This window comes from Acidaminobacterium chupaoyuni (assembly GCF_047936785.1).
Lineage (GTDB): Bacteria > Bacillota > Clostridia > Oscillospirales > Butyricicoccaceae > Acidaminobacterium > Acidaminobacterium chupaoyuni.
The window spans coordinates 833,149-860,076 of sequence record NZ_CP176394.1; the positions used below are offsets into that span (position 1 = coordinate 833,149).

The following is a 26,928-nucleotide window of genomic DNA, read 5'->3' on the forward strand; positions in this document are numbered from 1 at the left end:
AGGCTGTATTTCGTTTGAAATACAGCCTTTTTCTATGGGGAAAAGCGTTTGTTTGAAAGCAAAAGAAAAGCGGTAAACGGGCAGAAGCGGCTTTGGGAAAAACGGGGAAGCGTTTATCCAACTTCCGGCTTTGCCATAAGCAGCAACATCACGCGTTCGGCAGCGATCGCCAGAAAGCTTCCATTTCGGGGCGCATGGCGCTTTGAAAACAGAGCGTTTCACCGCTGAGCGGGTGGAGCAGAGAGAGCGAGGCCGAATGGAGGGCATGGCCCGAAAGGGCGGCCAGCTCATTGCCATAAAGAAAATCACCCGCCACGGGGCAGCCGACGGATGCCATATGCACACGGATCTGGTGGGTGCGGCCGGTTTCCAGCCAAAGGCGCAAAAGGCTGAAGCCCGCGCGGGTTTCCAGGGTTTCATAATGGGTCACGGCGGGCGCGCCATGCTCATCCACCACGCGCTTGAGCGTTTTGGGCAGGTCTAAGATCGGCTTTGAGATGCATCCCGAGGGCGGCAGAGGGCGACCCTGGCAGATGGCCAGATATTCCCGATGGAGCTGCCCGGTTTTCAGCTGTTCGATCAGCCGCGTTTGAATATATCCGCTTTTGGCAACGGCCATCAGCCCCGAAGTATTGCGATCTAAGCGGTTGACGGCGCGAAACACAAAGGGCTCGCCGCGGCGCTGCATCTCAAAAGCCACAAAGTTTGCCAGGCTGTCGGTGAAATGGCCCTGCGAAGGATGAACGGCCACGCCGCAGGGCTTTTCGAGGATCAAAAGCGCTTCGTCTTCATAAACGATGGTCAGCGGCCCTTCCACCGGCAGAATGTTGGAAGAAACCTCTTCCGGCGGAAGCAGGCAGGTGATGCGCTGCCCCGCGCGCACGGGCTGGTTGGCAAAGGCGCGTTCGCCATCGAGCAAAATGCCGTCGGGCAAAAGCTTCAGCTGCCGCAGCAGGGCTGTGGAAAAACCGAAGCGGTGTTTTAAAACAGTTGCGATGCGCTGGCCTTCTTCGGCCTGTTCCGCGCGGTGAGAAAAAGAAAGACGCATAATTCCCCCCAAAAAAATAAAAAAATGGCAAAATCTATCGAAAAAGCATGATTAAGCGTATAAACGATCGATATGGAACAGCAAAAAGCTGTTTTTATTGTACTCCAAAGATCAGGTGTTTACAATAAATTTGCATTTTGCCTTTACAAGCTTCGGCGGGTATGATATGCTAACAGCACAAGTGAAAAGACGGATAGAGGCGCGGAAATGAAGAGTAAGCGGGGGAGAAGGCATTTGATGATCCCGGCTGAAAGGTGTGACCGCCGAAACAGCAGGCCGGGCGCGGCGTGTGGTTGGGCTTGATGAAAAAATCGTCAAGACTCCTGCTTAGATGAGCAGAGGCGCTATTGATGAAAAGCTGTTAAACCATGAAGGGCTGCATCGATAGATGCAGTCTTTTTTTAGCTTGCGGCTGAGAGGCCGACCAATGAATTTGAGGAGGAATCACAAATGAGCGGCAAAAAAACCACGACGCCGGCGCAGGGTGGCTTTAAAAAAGAGATCGGCCTGTTCAGCGGCGTCAGCATCATCGGCGGAATCATGATCGGTTCCGGCATTTTCTATCTGGGCTCTTATGTGCTGCAGCGCAGCGATATGAGCATGGGGCTTGCCCTTTTGGTATGGATCATCGGCGGCCTTGTTTCGCTGCTGGGCGGGCTTTGCTTTGCCGAGCTGGGCGCGGCCATGCCCAAGGCGGGCGGAACCTATGTTTACCTCAGCGAAGCTTATCACCCCGCGGTGGGCTTTATGAGCGGCTTTTCCAGCTGGCTGCTGGGCGGCGCGGGCTCTATCGCGGCCATCGCCATCGCTTTGCCCAAAGTGTTCACCAGCATTGTTCCCATGAGCGATATGACGGTGAAGCTGATCGCCATTGCGCTGATCCTTGTGCTGACGGCGGTGAACTATGTGGGCGTCAAGGCCGGCACAGTGGTTTCGAATATTTTCATGGTGGCGAAGATCGCCCCGATTTTCCTCATCATGATCCTGGGCATCGTGGCGGGCAAACAAAGCCCCAATCTCAGCATCATGCCCACTTCCAACCCCTCTTTCGGCGCGCTGATCGGCATGATCGCTTTCGCAACGGTGGCTTCTCTGTGGGCCTATGAAGGCTGGACAAACCTGAACACCGTGGCAGAAGAGATCAAAAACCCCAAAAAGAATCTGCCCCGCGCCATCATCATCGCCATCGTGGGCTGCACGCTGCTTTATACCTTGTTCAACCTTGCCATTTACCGCGTGATCCCCTTCGATCAGATCTCTTCGATGATCGCTTCAGACAACCTTTATCTGGGCACCGAAGCGGCGAAAAGCGTGATGGGCAATTTTGGCCAGATCGTGGTCATCATCGCCATGGCAACCGCGATCTTCGGCTCGCTCAACGGCTGCATTCTGGTGTTCCCGCGCCAATATTACGCCATGGCCAAGGATGGATATTTCTTTAAATCCTTTGCGAAGCTCCACCCCAAATACGGCACCCCCACCACTTCGATCCTGGTGCAGGCCGTGATCTCCATCGTTCTGGTGATGATGCGCGATCTGAACCAGCTGACGAACCTCGTCATTTTCTCCAGCATGTTCTTCAATGTGCTGACCATCGGCGCGGTGTTTATTTTCCGCAAAAAATTCCCCAACATGGAACGCCCTTATAAAGCGTGGGGTTACCCCGTGACCATCGTCATCACGCTGCTGATCTTCATCGGCCTGATGGTCAACACCCTGATGGAAGATCCCATCACAGCGCTGATCGGCATGAGCGTGCCGGCAGTGGGGCTGCTCTGCTACGGCTTCTTTAAGAAAAAGAATCAGAAAGCGTAAGGTTAACGATATGAAAACGGTTTTGATCAAAAATGCGAAAATTTATCAGGGAAAAGAACAGTTTGCTCAGGCGGCGCTGATCGAAAACGAGATCATCCGCGCCGTGGGCACCGATGAAGAGATGCAGAAGCTTGCCCCACAGCAGGCCGAGGTGATCGATGCCGGCGGCAAAACGATTTTGCCGGGCTTTAACGATTCGCACCAGCATCTGATGCATGTGGGCAAAAACCTGCTGACGGTCAACCTGTATTCCTGCAAAAGCGTGGAAGAGATGCTGGAAGCCGGGCGGGCTTTTCTGGCTTCCCATGCGCTGGCGGAAGGCGAAGCGCTGGCGGGCTGGGGCTGGAACCAGGATTATTTTGAAGACCGCCGCCTGCCCGACCGCCGCGATCTCGATAAGGTCGCCGCCGACCGGCCCGTGATCTTCACCCGCGCCTGCGGCCATATTCTGGTCTGCAACACTTATGCGCTGCAAGCCGCCCATGTGTGGGAAGCCCTTCCGCAGGTGGAAGGCGGATGCTTCGATTTGGGTGAAGACGGCTATCCGAACGGCGTTGTCAGAGAAAACGCCAAAGGGCATATCTATGCCATCATGCCCGAACCCGATCAGGCCAAGCTTGAAGAGCTGATCGCTTCCGCCATGGCCTATGCTTCTTCAAAGGGCATCACTTCGGTGCAGACCAATGATGTGAGCGGCGAAGATTTTGAAGAAGTGCTGAATGCCTATGGCCATCTGGCCGAAAGCGGCAAAAGCACGGTGCGCGTTTATATGCAGAGCTGCCTGATGGAACCGCAGCTGCTGAAGAATTATCTGGCCGCCGGCCACAACACGGGCCGCGGCAGCGATATGCTGAAAACAGGGCCCCTCAAACTGTTTGTGGATGGTTCGCTGGGCGCCCGCACAGCGCTGATGCGCCGGGGATATCACGACGCGCCGGGCACAAAGGGCATCGCCACTTTAACGCAGGATCAACTGAACGCACTGGTGCAGCTGGCCGATGAAAACGGGATGCAGGTGGCGGTTCACGCCATCGGAGACAAAGCCATCGAAATGGTGCTGGATGCTTATGCCACGGTGATCTGTGACGGGAAAAACCCCCACAGACACGGCATCGTGCATTGCCAGATCACCGATGAAGCGCTGCTGAAGCGTTTTGCCGAAATGGATATCCACGCGCTGGTGCAGCCGATCTTTTTGCATTATGATATGCATATCTGCGAAGACCGCGTGGGGCCGGAGCTGACGAAAACCTCCTATGCCTTCCATACCATGGATCAGCTGGGGCTGCATGTTTCCTATGGCACCGATTCCCCCGTGGAAGATATGGATCCCATCGCCAACATCCATTGCGCCGTGACCCGCCGCGATTTGAAACAGCAGCCCAAAGAGGGCTTCGTTCCCGAAGAAAAGGTGGATATCTGGCAGGCCATCGAGCATTATACCCAAGCGGGCGCTTACAATTCTTTTGAAGAACAGAAGAAGGGCTGCCTGCAGCCGGGTTATCTGGCCGATCTTGTAATGCTGGATCAGGATATTTTCCATGTTCCCGAAGAAGAGATTCTGAAAACAAAAGTGCTGATGACCATGATGGGCGGAAACATCGTTTATCGGGCCTGAAAGATCAGACGAACAGAGAAGAACAGAAGGGCGTCGGCGCTGAAAAAGCGGCGGCGCCCTCCTTTTTCGTCGCCCGGTGAAAAAGAAACGGGAATTATGGTTGTATCGCCCTTTTGTTTTTGATATAATCATACCGCGGCAGAAAAGAAACTTTTCTGCGCGAAACGGCGGAATCTATAGGAGCAATCAATGAATATTCAAATTTTCGGCGCCAATAAATGTTTTGATACCAAAAAAGCGGAACGCTATTTCAAAGAGCGGCGCATCCGCTATCAGATGATCGATCTGCCGCGCTTCGGCATGAGCGAAGGCGAATATCGCAACATCAAACAGGCCGTGGGCGGGATGCAGGCGCTCATCAACGAAAAAAGCCGCGATTATGAAAGGCTGAACATCGCTTATCTGGCCTATGAAGTGGATGTGGAGCGGGCGCTGCTGGAAAACCCGGGGCTTTTTAAAACGCCCATCGTGCGCAACGGAAAAAAAGCCACCATCGGCTATCAGCCCGAAATTTGGGCCCAGTGGGAATAACGGAGGAAACCATGATCGACGATACCATCAAACGCATCAATGAACTGGCGGCAAAAGCCCGGCAGGAAGAGCTTTCGGAAGAAGAGATTGCCGAACGCGATCTGCTGCGGCGCATCTATATCGACAGCGTGAAAAAGAATTTAAGAGATCAGCTGGAACACACCGTGATCGAAGATGAACAAGGCAACCGGAAACCCCTGAAACGAAAAAACTGAGCAGCAAGGGGGCAGCCATGAAAACATATCTTGCCTTTTTTTTGCTGGCGGCGGGGGTGCTGCTGCTGGCGATGGCGTTTTTCTTAAGGCTTTATCGAAAAAAAAGCCTTGGCCGCTGCATAGAGCTGCCGGCCGAGGTTTGCGAAGTGGTGCGCCGCCACGGAAAAAACGGCCGCGCCATGTATCAGCCGGTGGTGAAATTCGAATATAACGGCGAAACCAGGCGCATCGCGGCCGGCGCCTGCACAGGTTGGCAGCGTTTTCAAGAAAACGAACCGGTGGAGATCACCTATGACCCGCGCCGCGAAACGGTGGTCGCCGGGGGCGGAAAAGGGCTGAGCCGCGCGGCAAAGCGGCTTTTTCTGGCGGGCGCTGTGTTTGTGGCCGCGGGGGCGGGCCTGCTGCTCAAAGAATTTCTGTTCGTTTGAAAACACAGCTTGCCGAAAACTGAAATAGAAAATAAAAGTGCGGATGGCAGAGGCTATCCGCCTTTTTGCGAAACGGCGGCGCTTGCGGGCTCGGACGCCCGAAAACGGTGCAGAAAAACGGTTGGGAGGAAACGAGATGGCAAAACAGGAAAAGAAGAAAAAAAAAGAACGGGTGCCTTTTCGCACACAATGGAAGCAGGCGGCAGCGGAAAAGAAGGGCATGCTGGCCCTCTATATCATTTTGCGCGTCATGGTGATCGCCGTGATGATCGCCCAGTTTTTCAACGGGGATTATAACAATGTGTTTTTATGCCTGCTGACGCTGGTGCTGTTCACCATTCCCGCCTTTGTTGAAGGCAGGCTGAAGATCGATGTGCCCGACACTTTAGAGGTCATCATCCTGCTTTTTATTTTTTCGGCCGAAATTTTGGGCGAGATCCGCGAATATTACCTGACCTATCCCTATTGGGATACCATGCTGCACACCATCAACGGTTTTTTGATGGCGGCCATCGGGTTTTCACTGATCGATATTTTGAACCGCAGCGAGCGTTTCGCCATTAAAATGTCGCCGTTTTTCGTGGCGCTTTTCGCGTTTTGCTTTTCCATGACCATCGGCGTGCTTTGGGAATTTTATGAATTCGGTGCGGATGTCTTTTTAAAGATGGATATGCAGAAAGACACAGTGCTGCAGGAAGTTACCTCGGTGGCGCTGAACCCGCAGGGGCGGAATGTTCCGGTGACTGTGCCCGTGAAGACCCTGAGCGTCAACGGCGAAGAATGGAATCTGGGCGGTTATCTGGATGTGGGGCTGCATGATACCATGGCCGATCTGATCGTGAATTTCATCGGCGCGCTGGTGTTTTCGGTGATCGGCATGTTTTATATCAAAGGCAGGGGAAGCGGCAAATTCGTGCGCAGATTCATCCCCACGCGAAAAGCGGAACCGGCAAAGCCGCCCCGCAGGCGCTGAAAACGCCGCCGCGGCCACATGAAAAGATTTCGCGCCGGCCCGGGGAAAGAGTGGATTTTGTGTGAAAATATGGTATAATAACCGCAAAGCAGTTATTATACCATATTTCACGGCCCGCCTACGGCGATGGCCACTTTATACCATTCGTGCTTCGCACGCATGGTATAATAACCGCAAAGCAGTTATTATACAAATTTCACGGCCCGCCTGCGGCGATGGCCACTTTATACCATTCGTGCTTCGCACGCATGGTATAATAACCGCAAAGCAGTTATTATACCAAATTTCACGGCCCGCCTGCGGCGATGGCCACTTTATATCAATAGAATCATAAAAACGGCCCATACTGCCGAAACTAAAATAAAAAGCAAAAGCGGCTGCATTTGCGGAATGGAGTTTTCTTGATGGAGCTGAATAAAAAGAATATCAAAACGATTCTGGGCATCATCACCTTCACGGTGTTGCTGCTGGCGGGGATGATCAATTTCAGCGGGGTCATGGCCGTCATCAGCAAAGGGTTCGCGCTGGTGTTCCCCTTTTTGCTGGGGCTGTGCATCGCGTTCATTTTGAATGTGCCCATGTCCGCGTTGGAAAACAAGCTGCTTTCGCGATGGATGAAATCAAAAAAAGCCGCAAAGCTCAAGCGCCCCATCAGCCTTGTGCTGACCGTGCTGCTGGTTTTGGGCATTCTGGTGTGGGTCAGCTTTTTGCTGATTCCGCAAATCGCCACCACGGCGTCTTCGGTGGTCGATAGTTTTTCCACCTTTTCCACCCGCGTTCAAAAATGGGCCTTTGGGCTTTATGGCCGTTATCCCGAAGTGGCCGAAAAGATCTTACAGCTGCAAAAAGAAGTTGACTGGCAATCGATGAGTGAAAAGCTGCTGAATTTCGTGAAAAACAGCGGCGGCGATTTTCTCAATTCCACCATCGGCGTGGCCAGCAGCGTGGTGGGCTTCATGGTGAAATTCTTCCTGGCGCTGGTGTTTTCTTTTTATGTGCTGCTTCAAAAAGAAAAGCTGGGCCGCCAGACAAAACTGATGCTTTATGCGTTTTTGCCTGAAAAATTCACCGACCGCATGCTCTATATCTGCTCCATGGCCGCGCACACTTTTTCACGGTTCCTTTCGGGCCAATGCGTGGAAGCGGTGATTCTGGGCACGATGTTTTTTGTTTCCATGTCGCTGCTGAAATTCCCTTATGCGCTTTTGATCGGCGTGTTTATTGCGCTGATGGCATTGATCCCCGTCTTTGGCTCTTTTATGGGTTGCCTGATGGGCGTTTTCCTGATTTTTGTCGAAAGCCCCATCAAAGCGCTCTGGTTTCTGGTGCTGTTTTTGGTGCTCCAGCAGATCGAAGGCAACCTGATCTATCCCCATGTGGTGGGCGGCAGCGTCGGGCTTCCCTCCATCTGGGTTTTGGTGGCTGTCACAGTGGGCGGCAGCGCCATGGGCATCCCCGGGATGCTGATCTTTATTCCCCTTTGCTCTGTGCTGTATTCGCTGCTGCGGGAAGAAGTTTATAAACGGCTGCTGGCCCGTTATGGCGATCGCTATCATGCCCTGGTGAAGATGGCGGCGCCCGCGGCAAAAGAACATAGAATCAGGAAAAAGAAAAATATTTCATCCGGCTCGAAGGAGGGTCAAGCATGAGAAATCAAAAAGGAAAGAAAAACCGCAAAAAGAAGCCCGGCTGCAAAATGATGGCGGCTGTGGTGGTGGCATCTGTGCTTACGGTGGCCGCCGGCGCCATCGCGCTGGTTGCTTTTGTGGTGCGCCGTAAAAAGCGTGATGCCATCAACGCCGAAGAACCCTTTGTGGAAGTGGATGAATCATTAAAAGAAAACCTGCCCAAAGAATAAACGGCGGCAAGAACCCGAAAACGCATACCCAATAAAATGGCCCCGAATCATTGAAACACAAAAATGATTCGGGGCTATTTTTATGATGTGTCAAAAAACAGCGGAAAACGGGAAGTTTGCAAATCGTTCAAAATTGTTGTGAAATATTGACACAAAAATAACAAAGATTTGTATATCTTTCCGATATGCAAAAATAAGGGAAGGAAGTATAATGAGGATGTTGGTTAAAAAAATAACAAAATGCCGGAAAAACAAGGCAAAGCGCGTTTGCGCCATCAAACCGGTGCGTTTGTTTTTTTTGACACCAAACCACAAAAAACGCCCGATCAGGGCGATATCACATATTTTGTACGGAGGTAGAATATTATGGCTCGTTTTACACTTCCTCGTGATCTCTATCATGGAAAAGGCTCTATCGATGAACTGAAGAATTTAAAGGGCAAAAAGGCATTCGTTGTTGTGGGCGGCGGCTCGATGAAACGGTTCGGTTTTTTGGATAGAGTGGAAAACAACCTGAAAGAAGCGGGCATGGAAGTCTATCTGTTTGAAAATGTCGAACCCGATCCTTCTGTGGATACCGTGATGCGCGGCGCCAAAGAGATGCGCGAATTCCAGCCCGACTGGATCGTTGCCATGGGCGGCGGTTCCCCCATCGATGCGGCAAAAGCCATGTGGGCGTTCTATGAATATCCCGAAGTGACTTTTGAAGATCTGTGCATCCCCTTCAATTTCCCCACCCTGCGCACAAAGGCACATTTCTGCGCCATTCCTTCCACTTCCGGCACAGCCACCGAAGTGACTGCTTTCAGCGTGATTACCGATTATAAAAAAGGCATTAAATATCCGCTGGCCGATTTCAACATCACCCCGGATGTGGCCATTGTTGACCCCGAACTGGCCGAAAAAATGCCCCAGAAGCTGACCGCTTTCACCGGCATGGATGCTATGACCCACGCCATTGAAGCATATGTTTCCACCCTGCATTGCGATTATACCGATCCTCTGGCTTTACACGCGATCAAGATGATCCATAACGACCTGATCGCTTCTTATAACGGCTGTATGGAAGCCCGCGATAGAATGCACAACGCCCAGTGCCTGGCCGGCATGGCGTTTTCCAACGCGCTGCTGGGCATCGTTCACTCGATGGCTCACAAAACAGGCGCTGCCTACACCGGCGGCCACATCGTTCATGGCTGCGCCAACGCGATGTATCTGCCCAAGGTCATCAAATTCAACGCGAAAAATGAAGAAGCGGCGCAGCGTTATGCGGAGATCGCCCGTTTCATCGATCTGAAGGGCAGCACCAACGCAGAGCTGGTGGATGCTTTGATCGCCGAACTTGGCAAGATGAACAAGGAACTCAATATTCCCTGCTGCATCAAGAATTATGAGGGCGGCATCATCGATGAAAAAGAATTTATGGAAAAATTGCCGAAGGTGGCGGAACTGGCTATCGGCGACGCCTGCACAGGCAGCAACCCCAGAATTCCCACACAGGAAGAAATGGAAAAACTGCTGAAGGCCTGCTATTACGGCGAAGAGATCAATTTCTAATTTTGCTGATCTAATAAACCAGATAGATCCGATTATCCCAATCTCTCTCATAAAATGCGAAGAAGCGCGGCAGATCTGCCGCGCTTCTTCGCGCTTTTTCGGCGGTCAGCGCAGAAGAATGGAGAAAAAAGCCACTGCCGCCGGCAGAGAAAACAGCGAAAAAACGGCCCCTGCGAAGCAAAAAAGCGCTTCGCAGGGGCCGTTTGATAGATATTGTGTTACAGCAGCAGAAGCTTGCCGGCGCCGCTCTGCACGAAAAGATTTTCGGAAACCACCTGTTTCCCGCCGATATAAACGGCAGAAAGCCCTGCGTTGGGGCGGTTATGATGATAATCGCTCAGGCAGGCGATGGTCTGGGGGTCATAGACCACCACATCGGCGTCGAAGCCTTCTTTCAGAAGGCCCTTGTGTTTCAGCCCGAAGAAATTGGCGGGCAGGCTGGTCATTTTGCGGATGGCCTCTTCAGGGCGGAGCACACCCAGTTCACGCACATAACGGCCCAGAACCTGAGGGAATGTGCCCAGAATGCGCGGATGGGTGATCTGGCCGGGGGCAATGCCGCCGCCATCGGTGCCCACCATCGTGCGCGGATATTGCATGATGCGGATGATGTCGGCTTCATTCATCATGAAATAGATGCCGTCGGTATCCAATTCATCGTCAAGCAGCAGATCAAAGGCTGCATCAAAGGGATCTTTCCCTTGCAGCGTCGCGATCTCGGCCATGGTTTTGCCTTCCCATTCGGGATGAGCGGGGCTGCGCGAAACCATTGTGCCATCAAAGCCCGCGCAGCGGAAGTTGCTTTCTTCAAAAGGATTGACCCGCTCCATCTCGGCGCGGATCTCGCGGCGCATGGCAGGATCGCGCAGCAGCTTGAGCGTGTTGGCGCGGCCGCCGGATTGGAATTTTTGGGGGATGTAAACGCCCAAATAGGTGGCGCTGGCGGCGAAAGGATATTGGTCGAGCCCTACTTCAAGGCCCTCTTCGTTGGCGCGCTCGATCAGCGCCAGGGTCTGGCGGCTCTTGTTCCAGTTTTCGCGGCCCTTGGCCTTGTGGTGGGAAATCAGCGCTTTTGCGCCGCTGCGGCGGGCAACTTCGATCATATCTTCCACCGATTCCACAAGACGGAACGATTCCGAACGCATATGCACGCTGAAGGATTTATGGCGCTTGGCCGCGCAGGCCGCCACCGCCGAAAGCTCCTCGAGATCTGCGTAGCTTCCCGGGGGATAGATCAGCCCGAAGCTGACGCCCACGGCGCCTGCATCCATCGCTTCGCCGGCAAGGCCGCAAAGCGCATCCAGCTCTTTTGGGGTGAGCGGGCGGTTCTGGTCGCCCCGGCAAACGATGCTGCGCAAAGAACCATGGCCCACATATTGACCCATGTTGACGCCCAGCGGCAAGGCCTTCAGGTGTTCCATGGTGGCGGCGTAATCGGCAAGATAGGGCATGGATTGCCCGTGATGTTTTTCTTCGATTTTCAGCATGGCCGGGTCGCGGGGCGCGTTGGAAGTGCCGCACATGCCGCTGATATCGGTGGTGATGCCCTGGGCGGCTTTATTATAGCTTTCGGGATGAGAAAAAACGGTGACATCCGAATGGGAATGGGCATCGATAAAACCGGGGGCGATGATTTTGCCGCGGCAATCAATGATTTTGGCGGCTTCGGTTTCGGGCGGAAGCCAGCCGATGAAAGCGATTTTTTCCCCTTGAAAAGCTATGTCGGCGGAAAAGGCAGGGTTGCCCGTGCCATCGATCAGTTTCCCGCCCCGTAAAATCACATCAAACATGATCTATGCCTCCAGCTTTTTGAAAACAGAAGGCGAATAGGCTTCGCTCAGGCTGATGACTGCGCCGCGGTGATCGGCATCAAAGCGCACATCCGCGAACACGCCCTGCGCTTCGAACCAGCCGAGGAAACGACCATCCGCGCTTTTATAAAGATCGGCGTGCACATCGGCATAATTGATGCGAAGGCCGCCCTCCTGATTTTCAACGATATAAAGGTCGTGGTAGCCGTCGTTATAATAATGGCCCACGGCGTTTGCCTTTTCTTCGGCCGATACCGGCAGCTTTTCCAGATGCTCCACCTGGGAATCCATCGAAACGGCGTGGTCATGATAACTTTCCACAAGATCGGTGTAATCCGCCTTCAAATCGCCGGACAGCAGATCGCAAAGCATATATTTCAAGATCTCCTGCGCGCCGGAACCGTTGGTATTCACGCAAACGGCATAGCCGCTTCTTTCATCGGGGAAGAAGCCCACATTGCTGTTGAAGCCTTCGATGGAACCGCCGTGAGAAACAAGGCGGCGGCCCTGATAAACGGAAGGCATCCAGCCCAAAGCATAGCAGCGCTGCTTGTCGTTTTGGTTGAAGCCGATCTCGCCCATATAGATGTTGGGCTTTTTCAGCTGTTGATACTGGGCTTCTGAAATGAGGCGTTTGCCCTGATATTCGCCATGCTGCGCCAGCATCATCACCCAATGTTCCAGGCTGTCGATATTGGTTTTGATGCCGCCGCAGGGGTTGTTGGCGCAGCACATGTTATAGGAAGCGCGGCGGGGAACACCGTGATCTTCGGCATAAGGCAGCGCGGCATCCAGCCCGGCAAGATCACTGATGCCGCGGAACCCGATTTCCATGCCCAAAGGTTCGGCAATGCGGCGGGTGACCATTTCTTCCCATGTCTGGCCGGTGATCTGTTCTTCGGCATAGCCCAAAGCCGCGTAGATCTGGTTTTGATATTGCATTTTTTCGCGGAATCCGGCGGAAAGGGGATAATAGGCGATGCGGCTGACATAATCGGCGCGATCGGTGAGCACGCCGCGGCGCACAAGATCATGGCGCGAAAGGCCGCTGCGATGGCAGGCCATATCGCGCGGGGTCAGGTGGGCGGCCGCATATTCATCCATCATGCGGAAACCGGGATACCAGGTGCGCACAGGCAGATCCCAATCCATTTTGCCTTCGTCGCAAAGCTGGGCGCCCAAAAATGTGGTGAACGCTTTGGAACACGAGGCGATATCAAAAAAAGAACGGGTGGTAATGGGGCGTTTTTGCTCGATGTCGGCGTAACCAAAGCATTCTTTGGCGACGACCCTGCCGTTTTTCACTGCCACAAAAGCGCCGCCCGCAAGGCCGTAATGCCTGCGGATCTGCTCGATGGCCTTTTCAAAAACCTTTTCCATATAGATAACCTCCCTATTAAAATACCGGTTAAAACTTTTCCCAGGGCTTTAATAAATCACCTTCCACCAGAAACGCTTTATCAGCCAGGCGCGCCAGCGGTGTATCGGAATAAGAATCGGAATAAAATTCAAGAAGATGACTATCCGGGTTCCAGCCGTTCAAACGGCATACCTTTTCTTCTCCCCAACAGTTTTCGCCGTGAATGCGCCCTGTGCGGGGATCCATGGGGGTGGCCAAAAGCGAAAGAACCCCCAAACGGCGGCAAACGCCTTCTAAAAGAAAGGTGGGCGAAGCGGAAATGATGACATCGCGCGAATGATCTTTGGCCAGATACCAAGCCTTCAGGTTTTGTTCGTGGCTTTGCCAAAAAAGATCGACCGATTTTTGAGGATCGGATAAAAATTTGAGATAGCCGAACAAATGCGATTTGAACAGCGTTTTTTTCACGATTTTGCAGGCGTAAAGCAGGCTCCATCCCGCCATAGCGGGCAGATGCAGCCATGTTTTGGGATAATGGCGCAAACACCACAGGGTGAAATGGGTGCTGCTGTCGCCGTGATAAACTGTTTTATCAAAGTCATAGCAAATAATATCCATCGGGTCTCTGCCTTTCAAGATGAAATAAAGTATAATAACCGCTTTGCGGTTATTATATCATAAATTAAGGAGCGATACTATTGCTGAAAAAAGATAAAAGAAAATATTCGGGGCACTGAAAATGCTTTTACGGCAAAGAGCTGATGCAATCGCACATGGATGAAACAGGGCAGAAAAGTATTGTCAAAAAATTCGCAAAAAAAGGGGAAATTTGACGGATGCGGTTGACAAATATGAACGAAAGTATATTATAAAATGTAAAAAGAACTGTGCAAAACACCTATTTTTACAGAAGATCATGCAAGGCGGGGGGTGAACGGGAGATAGCTTTTTCATTCCTGAAAAGAGCTATATCATTTGCTGTGATAAGAGGGCTGTTTTGCGCTGAAATGCGGTGGGCAAGCCTTTTTAGCTTTTTCGCGGTATGTGAAAAGAAAAACAAGACTTATTCAGCCGCATCATCAAGAAAAAAGAGGGTCATTTCCCTTTGGGGGAATGAGGGGGTTGATTTTTATGGCAGAAGTAAAGAAAAGCAACACGGATTTCTCGCTGATCGCCGGTATCATATTTGCGATCTTAACGGTTCTGCAATTGGTGTATTTCCGCTATGGATTCAGCATCTATACGCTGTTTTACTCGCTTTCTTATGCAGGCACGGCATTTTTGCTTTTTACGAAAAGAAGAGATCTTTATCTGGGTGTGGCGCTGGCTGTGCCCGCATTATTAAAGCTGCTTCTGTTTTTCAGAGGGTTCTCATTTGGCGCTTACAGAATAGATGCGTTTATGGGCAATGGCAGGTTTAGCTTTTTCTGCGTTCTGCCGTATTTGATGATTGCGCTGAGCAGCATTGCTCTTTCGGTTTTTTGCTTTGCGGAATTGACAAATTATCTTCCGCAGATAAAAGCCAAGGCAAAAGAATTGTGGTTCGTTCCGGCGGCGCTGCTGGCGGCAGGGCCGGTCTTCGCTTTGATCCTGCGGTTGATGATTCGAATTTTTAGCCATTATTGGATATATGGCAGATCTGTAAGCGGTTTTCGCGAATTTCTGTTTGCCGCAGGTGCCCTTTTGGTCGCCATGTGGGTGGAATTTCCGGCGGGAATGCCTGAGAAAGCCTCTTCGGAAGCGCCTTCCTATTCCGCCGGAGAAAGCCATGCCTGTTCCGACGAAGCCTATTGCGGCCTTGTTAAACATATTTTGCTGCTGCTGTTCACCTGTGGAATATGGTATCTGATCTGGATCTATAAAATGACGGGTTATACAAACGCGGTGAGGAATGAGGAAAAACGCAACCCTACCACAAAATTGCTGCTGTGTATGTTCATCCCGTTTTATAATATCTATTGGACTTATAAAACAGCCCAGCGTATCGACCAAATGGCAAGAGAAAAAAGAATGGCTTCCGATCTTGCAACGCTTTGCCTGATCTTGAGCATTTTCGTGCCCATCATCCCGCCGATTTTGATGCAGGATAAAATGAATTCTATCGTGGCCCAGAAAGACGGAATGGGGGAGAGCTATTATGAAGAAAAACCCTCGCCGAAACTCGGCACAGCCGAAGAATTGCAAAAATTTAAAGATCTTCTTGATAACGGCGTGATCACGCAGGAAGAATTTGATGCGAAGAAAAAACAGCTGCTGGGTTTGTAACTGACATTGAAGGAGCGGGGCGCGTGTCCTGCTCCTTACAATACAGGTGCCTGGGCGACGGGTCTGTTTCGGGAGAAAATAAAAAAACGAGCGGGCAGCCGCAAATGCGTGGCTAATCCCGCTCGGAAGCGTAGTTTTTATTTGCCGTTATCGTCTTGCTGTTGGACTGCATTTTCTATGGTTTTCATAATTTCATGCGGCGGTATGTTCAAGGCATGAGCAATTTTGAAAAGCGTGTCTATTGTGGGACTGCGCAGGCCGCGCTCGATCTTGCTGTAATGCGTTCTATCCAATCCCGCAAGGCCGCTCAATACTTCTTGGGACATTCCTTTACTCTTTCGGTATTTCTGGATAATACCACCGACTAATTCAGCACTAACCACGCAATCACCCCCTTGCTAATATGATAGCAAGAGGAACAGAATTGTTTGAGGTCACTTGACCTCAAACAAAGATTGATGTATAATACTATTGTATTCAATATGTTCCCGTGAATATGGGATTGAAGGAGGAAATCTGTGAAAAAGAAAATCACAAACACAATTCAATTGGTTTTTATATTGGCCGTTTTTATTATCCTTAAAATGCCAACGATTGATGCATATCATATAAGCGCAACGAATCCAACCCCAGGTCATATGTCGGCACTTTCTCTAATGAACGGATACATTACAACCTATGTGCTTTATGTTCTGACTGCAATCTTAGCTGCTATGTGCGTGGTTTCGATTGTTGTCAAAAGTGACCATAAAGACGCAAAAATCCATAGCGGATTGCCGATTTTTTGGTTTTTTGTATTGATATATTGCGTAATTACAGTGCAAGGCGAAATGAATGGATTTGTTATTGTATCATCTAAAGATTTCCCTGGAATATTGCTTCTGGCATTAGGATTAGGTGTTGTCATTCTTGGCTTTTTAAAAAGGTCAACACTTATTACAGGAATTCCCAAAGAAACAGTCGCCGTAAAACAAGTGTTCGAAGCTGATGAACTTGCAAAATATAAAGAGTTGTTGGATAGCGGTGCTATTACACAAGAAGAATTTGATGCGAAGAAAAAACAGCTGCTGGGCTTGTAACGGATGTTGAAGGAGCGGGAGCAATCCCGCTATGTGCATGAATATGAAGCGGCGGTCAGCGCGGGGCGCGTGTCGAATGCACAAAACGAACTTATAAATTGAAAGGAATGGTAAAACCATGAGTAACGAAGAGATTATGGCTGCTGTTAAACCGGCAATCTGCGCACAACTTAAAAGCCCTGCGTCTGCACAATTTCCTGTCAATTTAATTTCAATCGTCGGTGACGACGACAGAGGGTATCAGGTAAACGGGTTTGTTGACTCCCAAAATGGCTATGGTGCAATGATAAGAAATGATTTTTCAGCCAGTGTATCTGTTGAGAATGATTTTCCTGTTGTAAAATCTGCTTCCGTTGCAGCGAAAGCAAATGTGCAGCGGGCGAAAGAATTTGGGATCAACTATATAGCAATTTCCATATTTACTCTAATTGGCGGCGCCATCCTGTATTTCATTATTTCGGCGATGGTTGGCTTATAAAATATTATAGGGAGGAATGGTTATGGCATTCAAGCGCATGGAAGGATTTGCCGGGAGCGTTCCACAGGGATTTATTGACCGGAATGTGAAAGTTTGTCCGCTCTGTGGAACAGACAACCCTCATTGGAGCATTGACCAGAAAATGCAAATGAAGTTAGAGGGCAACCTGTATCTGTTTAAATGTGAACAATGCGGTTGCGTTATCAGCGCCCCTGTACCCGATGTGACCGGATTTAATAACACGATGCTTACGACAACGGGGTTGCTGAAGAAACTTTCTGGTAAGAAAAACGGTGTTATTTACATGAGGGTACAGGATGCAGGTAATTCTAAAATAGCAGATTTAGTGGGGAAAGAATTCACACTTCAAGAGCTTAATCAAATGGCGGCTGAAAAAAATCCAGAAACAAATACCGAAAAGAAGTTTTATTAATCTTATCTCATTTTGGATTATCAAGTTTTCAAGAAGGAGCGGGGCGCGTGTCCTGCTCCTTCTTTGCATAACAAAAAGAGGGAACCACTTTTGTGATTCCCTCTTGCTTATTGTTTTTTATTAGCCGAAGAATCTCTTCAGCAGGCCGGCAAAGGCCTTGCCATGGCGGGCTTCGTCGCGGGCCATCTCATGAACGGTGTCATGGATCGCATCGAGGTTATATTTCTTGGCCAGTTTTGCCAGTTCGAATTTGCCCATCGTTGCGCCGTTTTCGGCTTCTACGCGCATTTCCAGGTTCTTTTTGCTGGAATCGGTGACCACTTCGCCCAGCAGCTCGGCAAACTTTGCAGCATGCTCTGCTTCTTCCAAGCCGGCTTTATACCAATAATCGCCGATTTCGGGATAACCTTCACGATAAGCAACACGGCTCATCGCCAGATACATGCCGACTTCGGTGCATTCGCCTGTGAAGTTTGCATGCAGGCCATCCAGAATTTCTTTCTGAGCTTCTTCGGGAACATCGGCGCCGAAAACTTTGCCAACGCCCACAACATGTTCTGCGGCCCAGGTCATTTCGGCTTTCTGCTCGGTGAACTTAGAGCCGGGAACACCGCACTGGGGGCATTTTTCGGGGGGATTTTCGCCTTCAAAAACATAGCCGCAAACGGGACATACAAACTTTTTCATTTTACATTTCCTCCTGTTGATTCATTTCATTTTTCTTTATTTGGAATTGGGTCATTTTGATCGCATAAAGCTCGTCGCGCAGATCGTGGCTTACTTTATCGAAGATCTTGCGGAACTGGCACATGGTTTTGTCTTTCATCCGCGTGCACTCGGCGTTTTCGCTTAAGCAATGGGAAATTTCGAAGGGGCCGTCGATGCATTCGATGATCTGGCCGATGGAAATTTCTTCGGGGGTCTGCAGCAAGGTGAAACCGCCGTTAACACCCTTGTAAGATTGGATGATCCCTGCGCCGGTAAGCTTGTGAAGGATCTTCAAGGCAAAACGAACGGTAACGCCGGAACCTTCTGCAATTTCGCGGGCGCTGATCTTATCGCCGCAGCACATGATCGTATAAACGACGCGCACAGCATAATCCGCTTCTCTTGTTATTTTCATGTTCTCACCACCGGTTCGTTTTGTTTACGCATTTAGTATACATTCCTATTTGGCGGATGTCAATAGGTTTTTCTAAAAAATATACTAAAATCGTAATGTTTTTAAAAAGAGCGGAAACAAACCAGAAAGACACCTTATTATATAATAAACGGCGGGGAAAATAAGGGGGAAAACGGCCGGCAAAAAACAGCACGAAGAAGCAAAAACAGGGAAATATGAAAAAATGCAAAAAAGATGTTGACTTTTGAAACGAGCATGGTATAATAAATATCGTTCTCACCGAGAACAACAAGAAAATATGCGGATGTGGCGGAATCGGCAGACGCGCTAGCTTCAGGTGCTAGTGGGGGCAACTTCGTGGGGGTTCAAGTCCCTTCATCCGCACCACAACAGAGTCGTTTTTACGACTCTGTTTTTCTTTTTCTTCCCCATGGCAACGAAGGGCTGTTTGAATTTTTCAGACAGCCCTTTTTTCATGCCGATTTTTCCGTGGGAATCCGCATGAAAAAATCGGCAAAAAATCTTTCGATCGGCGGCGAATCCTGTAGAAGTATTTGAAGCTTTGGTATAGAATGGATTGTGCAAGTTTAGAAATGTTTAGATATTTGGTAGGCAGATCTTAATAATTTTACGGTATCATAAATATCACATAACCGTTTCGGGAGGGGGGATCGATATTGAACACAAAAATCTTGATCGTTGAAGATGATGCGGATATCCGCGAGGGCGTGCGCATTCTTCTGGAAAGCGAAGGATATGCCATATCGGAAGCCTGCAACGGGAAAAGCGGTCTTGCGAAGTTCGATGATTCGTTCAGCCTTGTCATTCTTGATGTGATGATGCCGGGCATCTCGGGGCTGAAGACCTGTGAAGAGATTCGAAAGATCTCTGTGGTGCCGGTGCTGTTTCTCACGGCGAAATCAAATGAATCGGATAAGCTGATCGGGCTGATGGCCGGCGGAGACGATTACCTGGTGAAACCGTTTTCTTATGCCGAGCTGCTTGGGCGGGTCAAAGCGCTGCTGCGCCGCTATCAGGTATACAGCGGCAAAAAGGAAAACCCGGCTGCGGCCGAAAATTCGATCATCCGCATCGGCAATATTGCCATCAACGAAAATTTCAACGAAGCCACCGTTGACGGAAAAGAGATCGATCTTACCGATCTGGAATATCGCATCCTGCTTCTGCTGATGAAATATCCCAAAAAGATCTTTTCGGCCCAGAACCTTTATGAAAGCATCTGGCAGGAAGATTATCTTTATAGTTCCAACAGCACGGTCATGGTGCATATCCGAAAGATCAGGGCGAAGATCGAAAAGCGGCCGGATGCTCCCGATCATATCAAAACCGTCTGGGGAAAGGGCTATCGCTTTGAATAAAAGAAAATATGGGCTGAAAACGCAGTTTTTGATCGCTCTGCTGATTTCTTTTGGCGCGGCTGTTCTCACTTTTTTGGTCATGGATCGGGTATCCTCTGCAATTCTGGATGATTATTTCGCCAAAAGCGCCTATATCGGCAAACAGCTGTCGAAATATATGGATTCTTTCGAAGCGTATGTGACCAAAAACAATATCGCCGCCTCCGACAGCGAAGCCATCGACGGCTGGCGCGATTCCAACAAAAAGCTCATCACCATCATTTATATCAACCGCAGCGGTGAAACCTTATATGATTCCCTTCGGTTCACCTGGCAGAACGCCACCGATCAAGACAGGCTGACAGAGAATTCTTCTGAACAGGATCAGTATATCGACAGCAGTTACAGCGAGAACAGCTGGTTTTTCAAGCGTGAGATCGCGTTTTCAGACGGCAGCGCAACCGTTTCTTTATATGGCTATTTTGACCGGTGGATCTATGATATCGCCTTGATCGGCGAGATCATTTTGTCGGCCGCTGTTTTATGCACCGTGTTTATTTGTTTGATGCGGCGGAAGATCAATTATGTGATCCAGCTGGAAGAAGAGATCAAGGTGCTTGAAACGGGCGGGCTGAATTTCCCCGTTTCTGTGAAAGGGCATGATGAACTGGCTTCGCTTGCCGACAGCCTCAACCAGATGCGGATCGCCCTTTCCGAAAACATCAAAACGGAAGCCGCCGCCGTGAAATCAAATTATGATCTGGTCGCGGCGGTATCCCACGACCTGCGCACGCCGCTTACTTCCCTGGCCCTCTATCTTGATCTCATCCACACCGGAAAATATAAAAGCCAGGAGGAACTGAACGCTTATCTTGAAAAAAGCCGGCGAAAGGTCGCACAGATCAAACAGATGACCGATCAGCTTTTTGAACGGTTCTATCTGGAAAAGGACAGCCGAAATGTTATTGAAGAACCTGCATTCGTTCGTACTATTTTCGAAGAAAGTTTATCAAATATGGTAGGATATATTGTAGAAAACGGGTTTGAAGTGAAAGCGGATATCCAATGGCCGCCCCGAAGGACTTCTGCGTCTTCAGATTATATCAACCGCATTTTTGACAACATCAGTTCGAACATCTTGAAATATGCAGACCCGGCTTTCCCCGTCACGCTGGAAGTCGGCGGCGATGACCACGATCTGCAGATCGGGTTTTCCAATCACATCAGGCGGCTGGAAGAAAAACCGGACAGCACAGAGGTGGGTGTTGAAAACATCCGGTTCATGATGCACAAGATGAACGGCGACTGTTCGATATCGCAAAGCGGCAATCTCTATCTGATCTGCCTGCGCTTCGGTTTGGAAGCGGAAAATATTTAAACGCATGAAGCCGGAAAGTGAGAAAGCAATGACAAACAATGTGTTGGATTTTCTGGAAAACAGCGCATCAAAATATCCCGATAAAATCGCCGTGAAAGAGGAAGAACGGTCTGTTTCTTATGCCCTTCTGGCAGAGGAAAGCCAAAAAATCGGTTCCGCTCTGGCCCAAACCGCGGCCGCCGGAACCCCGGTAGGCGTTTATATGGAAAAAGGCATCGATGCGCTGTGCGCTTTTTTCGGCATCGTGTATGCCGGCGCGTTTTATTCCATGCTGAACCCGGAACTGCCGGATATGAGATTGCAGCAGATACAATCGGTTCTGAAAGCGAAAGTGCTGATCGCGGCCCCCGATCTGAAGGATAAAGCGGTGGAGCTGTTCCCCGATGCGATCGTTTTCACGGCGGAAGAACTGAGAAAAAGCGAGATCGACGGATCAAGGCTGAAAGCCATCAGAGATCAGGCCATCGATACCGACCCGCTTTATCTCAATTTCACTTCCGGTTCCACAGGCATCCCCAAAGGGATCGCGGTGGCGCACAGAAGCGTGATCGATTTCATCGGCTGTTTTACCGATCTGTTTTCCATCGGGCCAGAGGATGTGATCGCAAATCAGGCGCCGTTTGATTTTGATGTTTCCGTGAAGGATATTTATTCCGCCATAAAAACGGGCGCCACGCTGGTGATCGTTCCGCGCCGGTTCTTCTCCGCGCCGGTCAAACTGATCGATTATCTTTGCGAAAACAACATCACCACGATGATATGGGCGGTGTCGGCGCTCTGCCTCATCAGCACCTTTCATGGGCTGGAATATAAAACCCCCGGCACCGTTTCCAAAATTTTGTTCAGCGGAGAGGTCATGCCCTATAAGCATCTGTGCCAGTGGCAGAAGCATTTGCCGGATGCTTTATATGTGAACCTTTACGGCCCCACAGAGATCACCTGCAACTGCACCTATCATATTTTAGAGAAGGGCCGCGATTATTCGGCGGCTATCCCCATCGGCCGGCATTTCCCCAACGAAGATGTGTTTCTGCTGGATGAAAACAACGAAAAGATCACCGCGGCCGACAAAATCGGCAAGATCATGGTGAGAGGAACGGCGCTGGCCCTTGGTTATTACCATCTGCCGGAAAAAACGGCGGCCGCGTTTATCCAGAACCCCCTCAACAGCGCTTATCCCGAACAGGTCTATCTTACCGGCGACCTTGGAAAATATAATGCCGACGGCGAACTGATCTTTTGCGGCCGCTCTGACAACCAGATCAAATATCTGGGGCACAGGATCGAGCTGGAAGAGATCGAGCGCGCCATGGCCGCCATCGAAGGCGTGGATCGGTGCTTCTGCGTTTTTGATGAGCACAAGTCAAAACTGAAAGGATATTATGTGGGCGCGGCCGAAAAAAACAGGCTGCATGCGATCATGCGCGAAACGCTGCCTGTGTTTATGGTGCCCGGGTTTATTCGAAAACTGGAAGAAATGCCGCTGACCAAAAACGGCAAGATCGATCGAAAGAAAATCTGCGAAATGATTGGAGAGTGAAGCAGTGAACAAAAATGAGGAAAGGCTGATCGAAGAAAATCAGTCGGCATTTTATGTTTTTGATATCAGCAGGCTGAAACAGCGCATTCAATATCTGAGAAACAGCCTGCCAAAGAAAACGGCGCTCTGTTACGCCGTAAAAGCCAACCCCTTTATCGCCGGAGAGATCAAAGACGATCTGGATCGGTTCGAGATCTGCTCCCCCGGTGAGGCCGGCATCTGCAAGACCCTCGGCATCGAGAGCGAAAAAATGGTCATATCCGGCATCTATAAAACGCCGGATGTCATGGAAGCCATGGTGGCCGATCCACGGTTCGACGGGGTCTTCACGGTGGAATCCGTTTGCCAATATCGGCTTTTCTGCCGGCTTTCAGAAAAATACCGGCGCGAACTGCGCCTTCTTCTTCGGCTGACCAACGACAGCCAGTTCGGCGTGAACGAAGCCGACATCGAAGAGATCATAGCGGGCCGAAGCGGCCATCCTTTCCTGCATGTTTTGGGGATCCAGTTCTTTTCGGGAACCCAGAAGACTTCGCTGAAAAAGCTCAGGCGCGAAATAGACTATCTGGAAGCTTTTCTGCTCCGCCTGAAAGAAGAGCTTGATTATGTGCCGGAAGAACTGGAATATGGCCCCGGCTTCCCGGTATCTTATTTTGTTTCGGATGAACTGGAGGAAGAAGAACTGCTGGGCAGCTTTTCGGAGCTGCTGAACAATATGACCGCAAGACCGCGGATCACCCTTGAACTGGGCAGAAGCATCGCCGCCTCATGCGGAAAATATTACACGCACATTGTTGACATCAAGCAAAACAAAGGGCAAAATTATGCGCTGGTAGACGGCGGAATGCATCATATCGTTTATTTCGGCCAGCATATGGCCATGAAACACCCGTTTTTATCGGTGGTGGGAAAAACAGAGATCAACAGTGGATCAACATGGGCCATCTGCGGCTCGCTTTGCTCGATGCATGATATTATCGCCAAACAGATCCCCCTGCCCGATATTGAGATCGGCGATACCTTGTGCTTTGAAAACACCGGCGCATACTGCATGACCGAGGGGATCTCGCTGTTTTTAAGCCGCGATCTGCCGGCAATTTATCTGATGAGGGAAGACGGCAGCATAATTTGCGCCCGCCGTGCCTTTGAAACCGAACAATTGAACACACCAAACTATGAAAGGATGTTTTAACATGGAAAAATTGATTGAGATTCTGGAGGATATTCAGCCGGGGGTCGATTATGAAAACTGCGAAGATCTGATCGACGGGCATTATCTTGATTCCCTTTCCGTGATATCGCTGATCGCCGAACTGGAAGAAGAATATGATATCACCATCCCCGCCGTCGAGATCGTTCCCGATAATTTCAATTCCGCCAAACGAATCGAAAACATGATCAAACGCCTGCAAGAGGAGTGCTAAAATGCCGCTTTCAGCCCTTCTGTCTGCGGGGGAAGGGGCTTCGCTGACCTCCTTCTTTTCTGTGGCATATTTCGTTGGTTTTCTGCCGCTCTGCCTGGTTTTATACAGCCTGGTGCCGAAAGCATGGAAGAAATATTTTCTTTTGTCTGCCAGTTATGTTTTCTTCTGGCTCATCAGCGGCGAGCTTCTTGTTTATCTGATCTTATCAACCTTTTCCATGCATTATTTTGGGCTGTGGCTGGATCGGCTGCAGGGCCAGATGCACGCGCAGCTGGCGGCAGCGGAAGGGGAAGAAAGAAAAACCATCAAAAAAGAGTTTGGTTCACGCCAGCGCTCGGTCGTTGTGCTGGCGGTGCTGCTCCATATCGGCATCCTGCTGGTGCTGAAATATTCGGGGTTCTTCTCGGCAAATGTCAATCACCTTTTTTCCTATCTGGGCGTTCCCGTTCAGCTTGAAATCCCCGTTTATCTGATGCCGATCGGGATCTCTTTTTTCACCCTGCAGGCGGTGTCTTATCTTCTCGATGTCTATCACGGCGTCACGAAGGCTGACGAAAATCTTTTTCGGCTGGCCCTGTTTCTCGGCTTTTTTCCGCAGATCGTGGAAGGGCCGATCTGCCGCTATCGCCAGACAGCCGATCAGCTGTGGAATGTGAAGCCCATCGAATATTCGAACCTGACACTGGGAATGCAGCGAATCCTGTTCGGCATGTTGAAAAAGGTCGTCATCGCCGACAGGCTGAACCAGATGGTGCAAAGCGTTTTTACCAATTACACAGAGTATGAGGGCGGGATCATCGCCATCGCCGCGGTTTGCTATACCATACAGCTTTATATGGATTTTTCCGGTTCGATGGATGCGGTCATGGGCACGGCGCAGATCTTTGGCGTCGGCATGCCGGAAAATTTCGAACGGCCGTTTTTTTCAAAAACGATATCGGAATTTTGGAAACGGTGGCATATCACGCTGGGCACATGGTTCAAAGATTATGTGTTTTATCCCATTACAACGGCCAAAGCCATGAAAAAGCTGACTTCCTCTGCACGCAAAAAACTGGGCAACCACTATGGCCCGCTTCTGGCGGGCAGCGTTGCGCTGTTTTGCGTTTGGTTTTGCAACGGGCTGTGGCATGGCTCCGCGTGGAGCTATATTTTCTTCGGCATGTATCATTTCACGCTCATCCTGGGGGGGAATATCATCGCGCCCCCGGCAAAATGGCTGAATAAAAAGCTGCATATCAACCCCGAATGGTTCGGCTATCGTCTTTTCCAGATGATCCGCACCGCGATTTTGGTGGTCATCGGTGAAATGTTCTTCCGGGCCAACGGCCTGCGGGCCGGGCTTTATATGTTCAGATCGATGGTCACACAGTTCTCGTTTCACACCCTGAGCGATGAACTTCTCAAAAAAATGGGAATAGACAGCCTTGATTTCATGATCGTGGCCGTTACGCTGGTCATTATCTTCACGGTCAGCCTGATGAATGAAAAGGGCATCTCCATCAGAGAAACGCTTGCAAAGAGAAACATCGTTCTGCGCTGGGCGGTTCTCTATGCGTTGATTCTTTATATCGTTATTTTCGGTGCATATGGTTACGGTTATTCGCCGGTTGCCCCGATGTATGCACAGTTTTAGGGGGTCAGACATGCGCAATTTCATAAAGCACGCTGCTTGCGGCATCGCGTTTTTTGCCGGTTTGGCTTTGCTGCTGACGGCTGCATCCTGGGTCATGGTTCCCAAAGACAATGGGCGCGACGACGGCATGCAGGACCCGATGGCAAACGGCATCCTGAGCGAACCGAAAAACACCATTGATGTGCTCATCATGGGGGATAGCGAAACCTATTGTTCCATGATCCCGCTGAAAATATGGGAAGATCACGGCATTACCACCTATTGCTGCGGCACGCCCGCGCAGAAGCTTTTCTATTCGCAGGAGCTTTTGCAGAAGGTCTTCAAGAGACAGTCGCCCAAAATCGTCATATTGGAAACAAACGCGATCTTTCGCCAGTTTTCCTGTGGCGATATCCTCCTGCGCAAGGCGGGCGCGATCTTCCCCGTTTTTAACTATAACGATCGCTGGAAATCTTTGAAATCGCACGATCTGCGTTTTTCCATCAAATATACCCATGTCGATAACACCAAAGGTTATCTTTATGGAACGAAGGTCGATGAAGCGTCAACAGACGGCTATATGAAGGAAACGGAAGAGATCGCGCCGATTCCGCCGCAAAACCGCGAATATGTGGAAAGCATCAAAGCCTGCTGCAAAGAAAACGGCGCAAAGCTGATCCTGCTCAGCACACCCAGCACAATGAACTGGAACATGGCCCGGCATAACAGCATCAAAAAGCTTGCCAAAGAACTGCATCTGAAATATATCGACATGAATCTGATGCAAAAGCAGATCCCCATTGACTGGAAAAAGGATACCCGCGATAAAGGCGACCATCTGAACCATTCCGGCGCCGAAAAAGTGACGACTTATCTTGGCGGCTATTTATCCGATACCGGTCTGCTGCATAACCACAGAGAAGACCGGGATTATGACCGCTGGAACGATGCTTTGAAAATTTTCAACAATACGCTTTCCGATCCCGCGCCGAAAAGGTGCGAAGGAAAATCGTGATGCAGA

General features: G+C 50.2%; 28 protein-coding genes, 1 tRNA gene and 1 riboswitch. Of the genes, 22 read left to right on the forward strand and 7 right to left on the reverse strand.

Translation table 11 applies throughout. The annotated features are described in order from the left end of the window. Nucleotides 1-148 precede the first annotated feature (148 nt). Nucleotides 149-1,048, reverse strand: coding sequence for an RluA family pseudouridine synthase (locus tag ACJA3I_RS03980; RefSeq protein WP_458863479.1), 900 nt, complete (start codon nt 1,046-1,048; stop codon nt 149-151). Nucleotides 1,049-1,234: 186 nt separating this feature from the next. Then, nucleotides 1,235-1,403, forward strand: a riboswitch (Lysine riboswitch). 95 nt (nt 1,404-1,498) lie between these two features. Between ACJA3I_RS03980 and ACJA3I_RS03985 the strand changes: the two genes are divergently transcribed. From ACJA3I_RS03985 to ACJA3I_RS04025, 9 genes are all read left to right on the forward strand, one after another. Next, nucleotides 1,499-2,863, forward strand: a complete 1,365-nt coding sequence (locus ACJA3I_RS03985; protein ID WP_458863480.1) for an APC family permease — start codon at nt 1,499-1,501, stop codon at nt 2,861-2,863. 10 nt (nt 2,864-2,873) lie between these two features. Further along, a complete protein-coding gene (locus ACJA3I_RS03990) occupies nt 2,874-4,481 on the forward strand; it encodes an amidohydrolase (protein WP_458863481.1) in 1,608 nt (535 codons plus the stop codon). Between the two features lie 189 nt (nt 4,482-4,670). After that, nucleotides 4,671-5,012 carry an arsenate reductase family protein gene (locus ACJA3I_RS03995; protein ID WP_458863482.1) on the forward strand — a complete coding sequence of 114 codons (342 nt, stop codon included), beginning with the start codon at nt 4,671-4,673 and terminating at the stop codon, nt 5,010-5,012. Nucleotides 5,013-5,023: 11 nt separating this feature from the next. Continuing rightward, entirely contained in the window at nt 5,024-5,227 is a 204-nt protein-coding gene (locus ACJA3I_RS04000; RefSeq protein WP_458863483.1) for a DUF896 domain-containing protein, read from the forward strand. 17 nt (nt 5,228-5,244) lie between these two features. After that, nucleotides 5,245-5,655 carry a DUF3592 domain-containing protein gene (locus ACJA3I_RS04005; RefSeq protein WP_458863484.1) on the forward strand — a complete coding sequence of 137 codons (411 nt, stop codon included), beginning with the start codon at nt 5,245-5,247 and terminating at the stop codon, nt 5,653-5,655. A gap of 136 nt (nt 5,656-5,791) precedes the next feature. After that, nucleotides 5,792-6,628, forward strand: a complete 837-nt coding sequence (locus ACJA3I_RS04010; protein WP_458863485.1) for a hypothetical protein — start codon at nt 5,792-5,794, stop codon at nt 6,626-6,628. Nucleotides 6,629-7,032: 404 nt separating this feature from the next. Continuing rightward, on the forward strand, nt 7,033-8,277 hold the full coding sequence (locus tag ACJA3I_RS04015; protein ID WP_458863486.1) for an AI-2E family transporter: 1,245 nt from the start codon (nt 7,033-7,035) through the stop codon (nt 8,275-8,277). Then, the gene (locus tag ACJA3I_RS04020; RefSeq protein ID WP_458863487.1) at nt 8,274-8,486 is read left to right on the forward strand and encodes a hypothetical protein; all 213 of its coding nucleotides are present in this window, start codon (nt 8,274-8,276) and stop codon (nt 8,484-8,486) included. Before ACJA3I_RS04015 ends, ACJA3I_RS04020 begins: the two co-directional genes overlap by 4 nt. 366 nt (nt 8,487-8,852) lie before the next feature. Next, on the forward strand, nt 8,853-10,043 hold the full coding sequence (locus ACJA3I_RS04025) for an iron-containing alcohol dehydrogenase (protein WP_458863488.1): 1,191 nt from the start codon (nt 8,853-8,855) through the stop codon (nt 10,041-10,043). A 218-nt stretch (nt 10,044-10,261) separates the two neighbouring features. On the opposite strand, the gene ACJA3I_RS04030 is transcribed toward ACJA3I_RS04025, so the two are convergent. From ACJA3I_RS04030 to ACJA3I_RS04040, 3 genes are read right to left on the reverse strand one after another with little or no spacing between them, the layout of a single operon-like run. Beyond that, the gene (locus ACJA3I_RS04030; RefSeq protein ID WP_458863489.1) at nt 10,262-11,833 is read right to left on the reverse strand and encodes an N-acyl-D-amino-acid deacylase family protein; all 1,572 of its coding nucleotides are present in this window, start codon (nt 11,831-11,833) and stop codon (nt 10,262-10,264) included. Nucleotides 11,834-11,836: 3 nt separating this feature from the next. After that, nucleotides 11,837-13,234 carry a serine hydrolase domain-containing protein gene (locus ACJA3I_RS04035; RefSeq protein WP_458863490.1) on the reverse strand — a complete coding sequence of 466 codons (1,398 nt, stop codon included), beginning with the start codon at nt 13,232-13,234 and terminating at the stop codon, nt 11,837-11,839. Nucleotides 13,235-13,262: 28 nt separating this feature from the next. Then, complete coding sequence (locus tag ACJA3I_RS04040) at nt 13,263-13,832, reverse strand: haloacid dehalogenase-like hydrolase (RefSeq protein WP_458863491.1); 570 nt, start codon at nt 13,830-13,832, stop codon at nt 13,263-13,265. A 513-nt stretch (nt 13,833-14,345) separates the two neighbouring features. On the opposite strand from ACJA3I_RS04040, the gene ACJA3I_RS04045 reads away from it, so the two are divergent. Further along, nucleotides 14,346-15,479: a DUF4234 domain-containing protein gene (locus ACJA3I_RS04045; RefSeq protein ID WP_458863492.1), complete on the forward strand. Its 1,134-nt coding sequence runs from the start codon at nt 14,346-14,348 to the stop codon at nt 15,477-15,479. A 137-nt stretch (nt 15,480-15,616) separates the two neighbouring features. On the opposite strand, the gene ACJA3I_RS04050 is transcribed toward ACJA3I_RS04045, so the two are convergent. Next, complete coding sequence (locus ACJA3I_RS04050; protein WP_458863493.1) at nt 15,617-15,862, reverse strand: helix-turn-helix domain-containing protein; 246 nt, start codon at nt 15,860-15,862, stop codon at nt 15,617-15,619. A 135-nt stretch (nt 15,863-15,997) separates the two neighbouring features. On the opposite strand from ACJA3I_RS04050, the gene ACJA3I_RS04055 reads away from it, so the two are divergent. The 3 genes from ACJA3I_RS04055 to ACJA3I_RS04065 all read left to right on the forward strand — a co-directional run bounded on the left by ACJA3I_RS04055 (nt 15,998) and on the right by ACJA3I_RS04065 (nt 17,469). After that, complete coding sequence (locus ACJA3I_RS04055) at nt 15,998-16,558, forward strand: SHOCT domain-containing protein (RefSeq protein ID WP_458863494.1); 561 nt, start codon at nt 15,998-16,000, stop codon at nt 16,556-16,558. 118 nt (nt 16,559-16,676) lie between these two features. Next, complete coding sequence (locus tag ACJA3I_RS04060) at nt 16,677-17,036, forward strand: hypothetical protein (protein ID WP_458863495.1); 360 nt, start codon at nt 16,677-16,679, stop codon at nt 17,034-17,036. A 22-nt stretch (nt 17,037-17,058) separates the two neighbouring features. Continuing rightward, nucleotides 17,059-17,469, forward strand: a complete 411-nt coding sequence (locus ACJA3I_RS04065; RefSeq protein WP_458863496.1) for a hypothetical protein — start codon at nt 17,059-17,061, stop codon at nt 17,467-17,469. A gap of 120 nt (nt 17,470-17,589) precedes the next feature. Here ACJA3I_RS04065 and ACJA3I_RS04070 read toward each other — a convergent pair whose 3' ends face one another. Together ACJA3I_RS04070 and ACJA3I_RS04075 are read right to left on the reverse strand one after the other, a co-directional pair. Then, nucleotides 17,590-18,156, reverse strand: a complete 567-nt coding sequence (locus tag ACJA3I_RS04070) for an NADH peroxidase (RefSeq protein ID WP_458863497.1) — start codon at nt 18,154-18,156, stop codon at nt 17,590-17,592. 1 nt (nt 18,157) lies between these two features. After that, the gene (locus tag ACJA3I_RS04075) at nt 18,158-18,592 is read right to left on the reverse strand and encodes an RrF2 family transcriptional regulator (protein ID WP_458863498.1); all 435 of its coding nucleotides are present in this window, start codon (nt 18,590-18,592) and stop codon (nt 18,158-18,160) included. A gap of 300 nt (nt 18,593-18,892) precedes the next feature. Here ACJA3I_RS04075 and ACJA3I_RS04080 point away from each other — a divergent pair. From ACJA3I_RS04080 to ACJA3I_RS04120, 9 genes are all read left to right on the forward strand, one after another. Further along, a tRNA-Leu gene (locus ACJA3I_RS04080) sits at nt 18,893-18,979 on the forward strand. Continuing rightward, nucleotides 18,950-19,150: a hypothetical protein gene (locus ACJA3I_RS04085; RefSeq protein ID WP_458863499.1), complete on the forward strand. Its 201-nt coding sequence runs from the start codon at nt 18,950-18,952 to the stop codon at nt 19,148-19,150. Before ACJA3I_RS04080 ends, ACJA3I_RS04085 begins: the two co-directional genes overlap by 30 nt. Before the next feature lie 119 nt (nt 19,151-19,269). Continuing rightward, nucleotides 19,270-19,971, forward strand: coding sequence for a response regulator transcription factor (locus tag ACJA3I_RS04090; RefSeq protein ID WP_458863500.1), 702 nt, complete (start codon nt 19,270-19,272; stop codon nt 19,969-19,971). Further along, a complete protein-coding gene (locus tag ACJA3I_RS04095; protein WP_458863501.1) occupies nt 19,964-21,328 on the forward strand; it encodes a sensor histidine kinase in 1,365 nt (454 codons plus the stop codon). The genes ACJA3I_RS04090 and ACJA3I_RS04095 overlap by 8 nt, the downstream gene beginning before the upstream one ends. Before the next feature lie 28 nt (nt 21,329-21,356). Then, nucleotides 21,357-22,868: an amino acid adenylation domain-containing protein gene (locus ACJA3I_RS04100; RefSeq protein ID WP_458863502.1), complete on the forward strand. Its 1,512-nt coding sequence runs from the start codon at nt 21,357-21,359 to the stop codon at nt 22,866-22,868. 4 nt (nt 22,869-22,872) lie between these two features. Continuing rightward, nucleotides 22,873-24,060, forward strand: coding sequence for a diaminopimelate decarboxylase family protein (locus tag ACJA3I_RS04105; protein ID WP_458863503.1), 1,188 nt, complete (start codon nt 22,873-22,875; stop codon nt 24,058-24,060). Nucleotide 24,061: 1 nt separating this feature from the next. After that, nucleotides 24,062-24,292 carry a phosphopantetheine-binding protein gene (locus tag ACJA3I_RS04110; protein ID WP_458863504.1) on the forward strand — a complete coding sequence of 77 codons (231 nt, stop codon included), beginning with the start codon at nt 24,062-24,064 and terminating at the stop codon, nt 24,290-24,292. 1 nt (nt 24,293) lies between these two features. Next, nucleotides 24,294-25,928, forward strand: a complete 1,635-nt coding sequence (locus tag ACJA3I_RS04115; protein ID WP_458863505.1) for an MBOAT family O-acyltransferase — start codon at nt 24,294-24,296, stop codon at nt 25,926-25,928. Between the two features lie 10 nt (nt 25,929-25,938). Next, nucleotides 25,939-26,922 carry a hypothetical protein gene (locus ACJA3I_RS04120; RefSeq protein WP_458863506.1) on the forward strand — a complete coding sequence of 328 codons (984 nt, stop codon included), beginning with the start codon at nt 25,939-25,941 and terminating at the stop codon, nt 26,920-26,922. The last annotated feature ends 6 nt before the right edge of the window (nt 26,923-26,928 follow it).

Excerpts from the sequence above, each read along its gene's own strand:
- ACJA3I_RS04100 (WP_458863502.1), top strand. The coding sequence starts at position 21,357 with ATGACAAACAATGTGTTGGATTTTCTGGAAAACAGCGCATCAAAATAT.
- ACJA3I_RS04000 (WP_458863483.1), top strand. The coding sequence starts at position 5,024 with ATGATCGACGATACCATCAAACGCATCAATGAACTGGCGGCAAAAGCC.
- ACJA3I_RS04040 (WP_458863491.1), bottom strand. The coding sequence starts at position 13,832 with ATGGATATTATTTGCTATGACTTTGATAAAACAGTTTATCACGGCGAC.
- ACJA3I_RS04065 (WP_458863496.1), top strand. The coding sequence starts at position 17,059 with ATGGCATTCAAGCGCATGGAAGGATTTGCCGGGAGCGTTCCACAGGGA.
- ACJA3I_RS04115 (WP_458863505.1), top strand. The coding sequence starts at position 24,294 with ATGCCGCTTTCAGCCCTTCTGTCTGCGGGGGAAGGGGCTTCGCTGACC.
- ACJA3I_RS04010 (WP_458863485.1), top strand. The coding sequence starts at position 5,792 with ATGGCAAAACAGGAAAAGAAGAAAAAAAAAGAACGGGTGCCTTTTCGC.
- ACJA3I_RS04120 (WP_458863506.1), top strand. The coding sequence starts at position 25,939 with ATGCGCAATTTCATAAAGCACGCTGCTTGCGGCATCGCGTTTTTTGCC.
- ACJA3I_RS04030 (WP_458863489.1), bottom strand. The coding sequence starts at position 11,833 with ATGTTTGATGTGATTTTACGGGGCGGGAAACTGATCGATGGCACGGGC.
- ACJA3I_RS04005 (WP_458863484.1), top strand. The coding sequence starts at position 5,245 with ATGAAAACATATCTTGCCTTTTTTTTGCTGGCGGCGGGGGTGCTGCTG.
- ACJA3I_RS03990 (WP_458863481.1), top strand. The coding sequence starts at position 2,874 with ATGAAAACGGTTTTGATCAAAAATGCGAAAATTTATCAGGGAAAAGAA.
- ACJA3I_RS04110 (WP_458863504.1), top strand. The coding sequence starts at position 24,062 with ATGGAAAAATTGATTGAGATTCTGGAGGATATTCAGCCGGGGGTCGAT.
- ACJA3I_RS04020 (WP_458863487.1), top strand. The coding sequence starts at position 8,274 with ATGAGAAATCAAAAAGGAAAGAAAAACCGCAAAAAGAAGCCCGGCTGC.
- ACJA3I_RS04075 (WP_458863498.1), bottom strand. The coding sequence starts at position 18,592 with ATGAAAATAACAAGAGAAGCGGATTATGCTGTGCGCGTCGTTTATACG.
- ACJA3I_RS04045 (WP_458863492.1), top strand. The coding sequence starts at position 14,346 with ATGGCAGAAGTAAAGAAAAGCAACACGGATTTCTCGCTGATCGCCGGT.
- ACJA3I_RS04060 (WP_458863495.1), top strand. The coding sequence starts at position 16,677 with ATGAGTAACGAAGAGATTATGGCTGCTGTTAAACCGGCAATCTGCGCA.
- ACJA3I_RS04015 (WP_458863486.1), top strand. The coding sequence starts at position 7,033 with ATGGAGCTGAATAAAAAGAATATCAAAACGATTCTGGGCATCATCACC.
- ACJA3I_RS04035 (WP_458863490.1), bottom strand. The coding sequence starts at position 13,234 with ATGGAAAAGGTTTTTGAAAAGGCCATCGAGCAGATCCGCAGGCATTAC.
- ACJA3I_RS03995 (WP_458863482.1), top strand. The coding sequence starts at position 4,671 with ATGAATATTCAAATTTTCGGCGCCAATAAATGTTTTGATACCAAAAAA.
- ACJA3I_RS03985 (WP_458863480.1), top strand. The coding sequence starts at position 1,499 with ATGAGCGGCAAAAAAACCACGACGCCGGCGCAGGGTGGCTTTAAAAAA.
- ACJA3I_RS03980 (WP_458863479.1), bottom strand. The coding sequence starts at position 1,048 with ATGCGTCTTTCTTTTTCTCACCGCGCGGAACAGGCCGAAGAAGGCCAG.
- ACJA3I_RS04025 (WP_458863488.1), top strand. The coding sequence starts at position 8,853 with ATGGCTCGTTTTACACTTCCTCGTGATCTCTATCATGGAAAAGGCTCT.
- ACJA3I_RS04070 (WP_458863497.1), bottom strand. The coding sequence starts at position 18,156 with ATGAAAAAGTTTGTATGTCCCGTTTGCGGCTATGTTTTTGAAGGCGAA.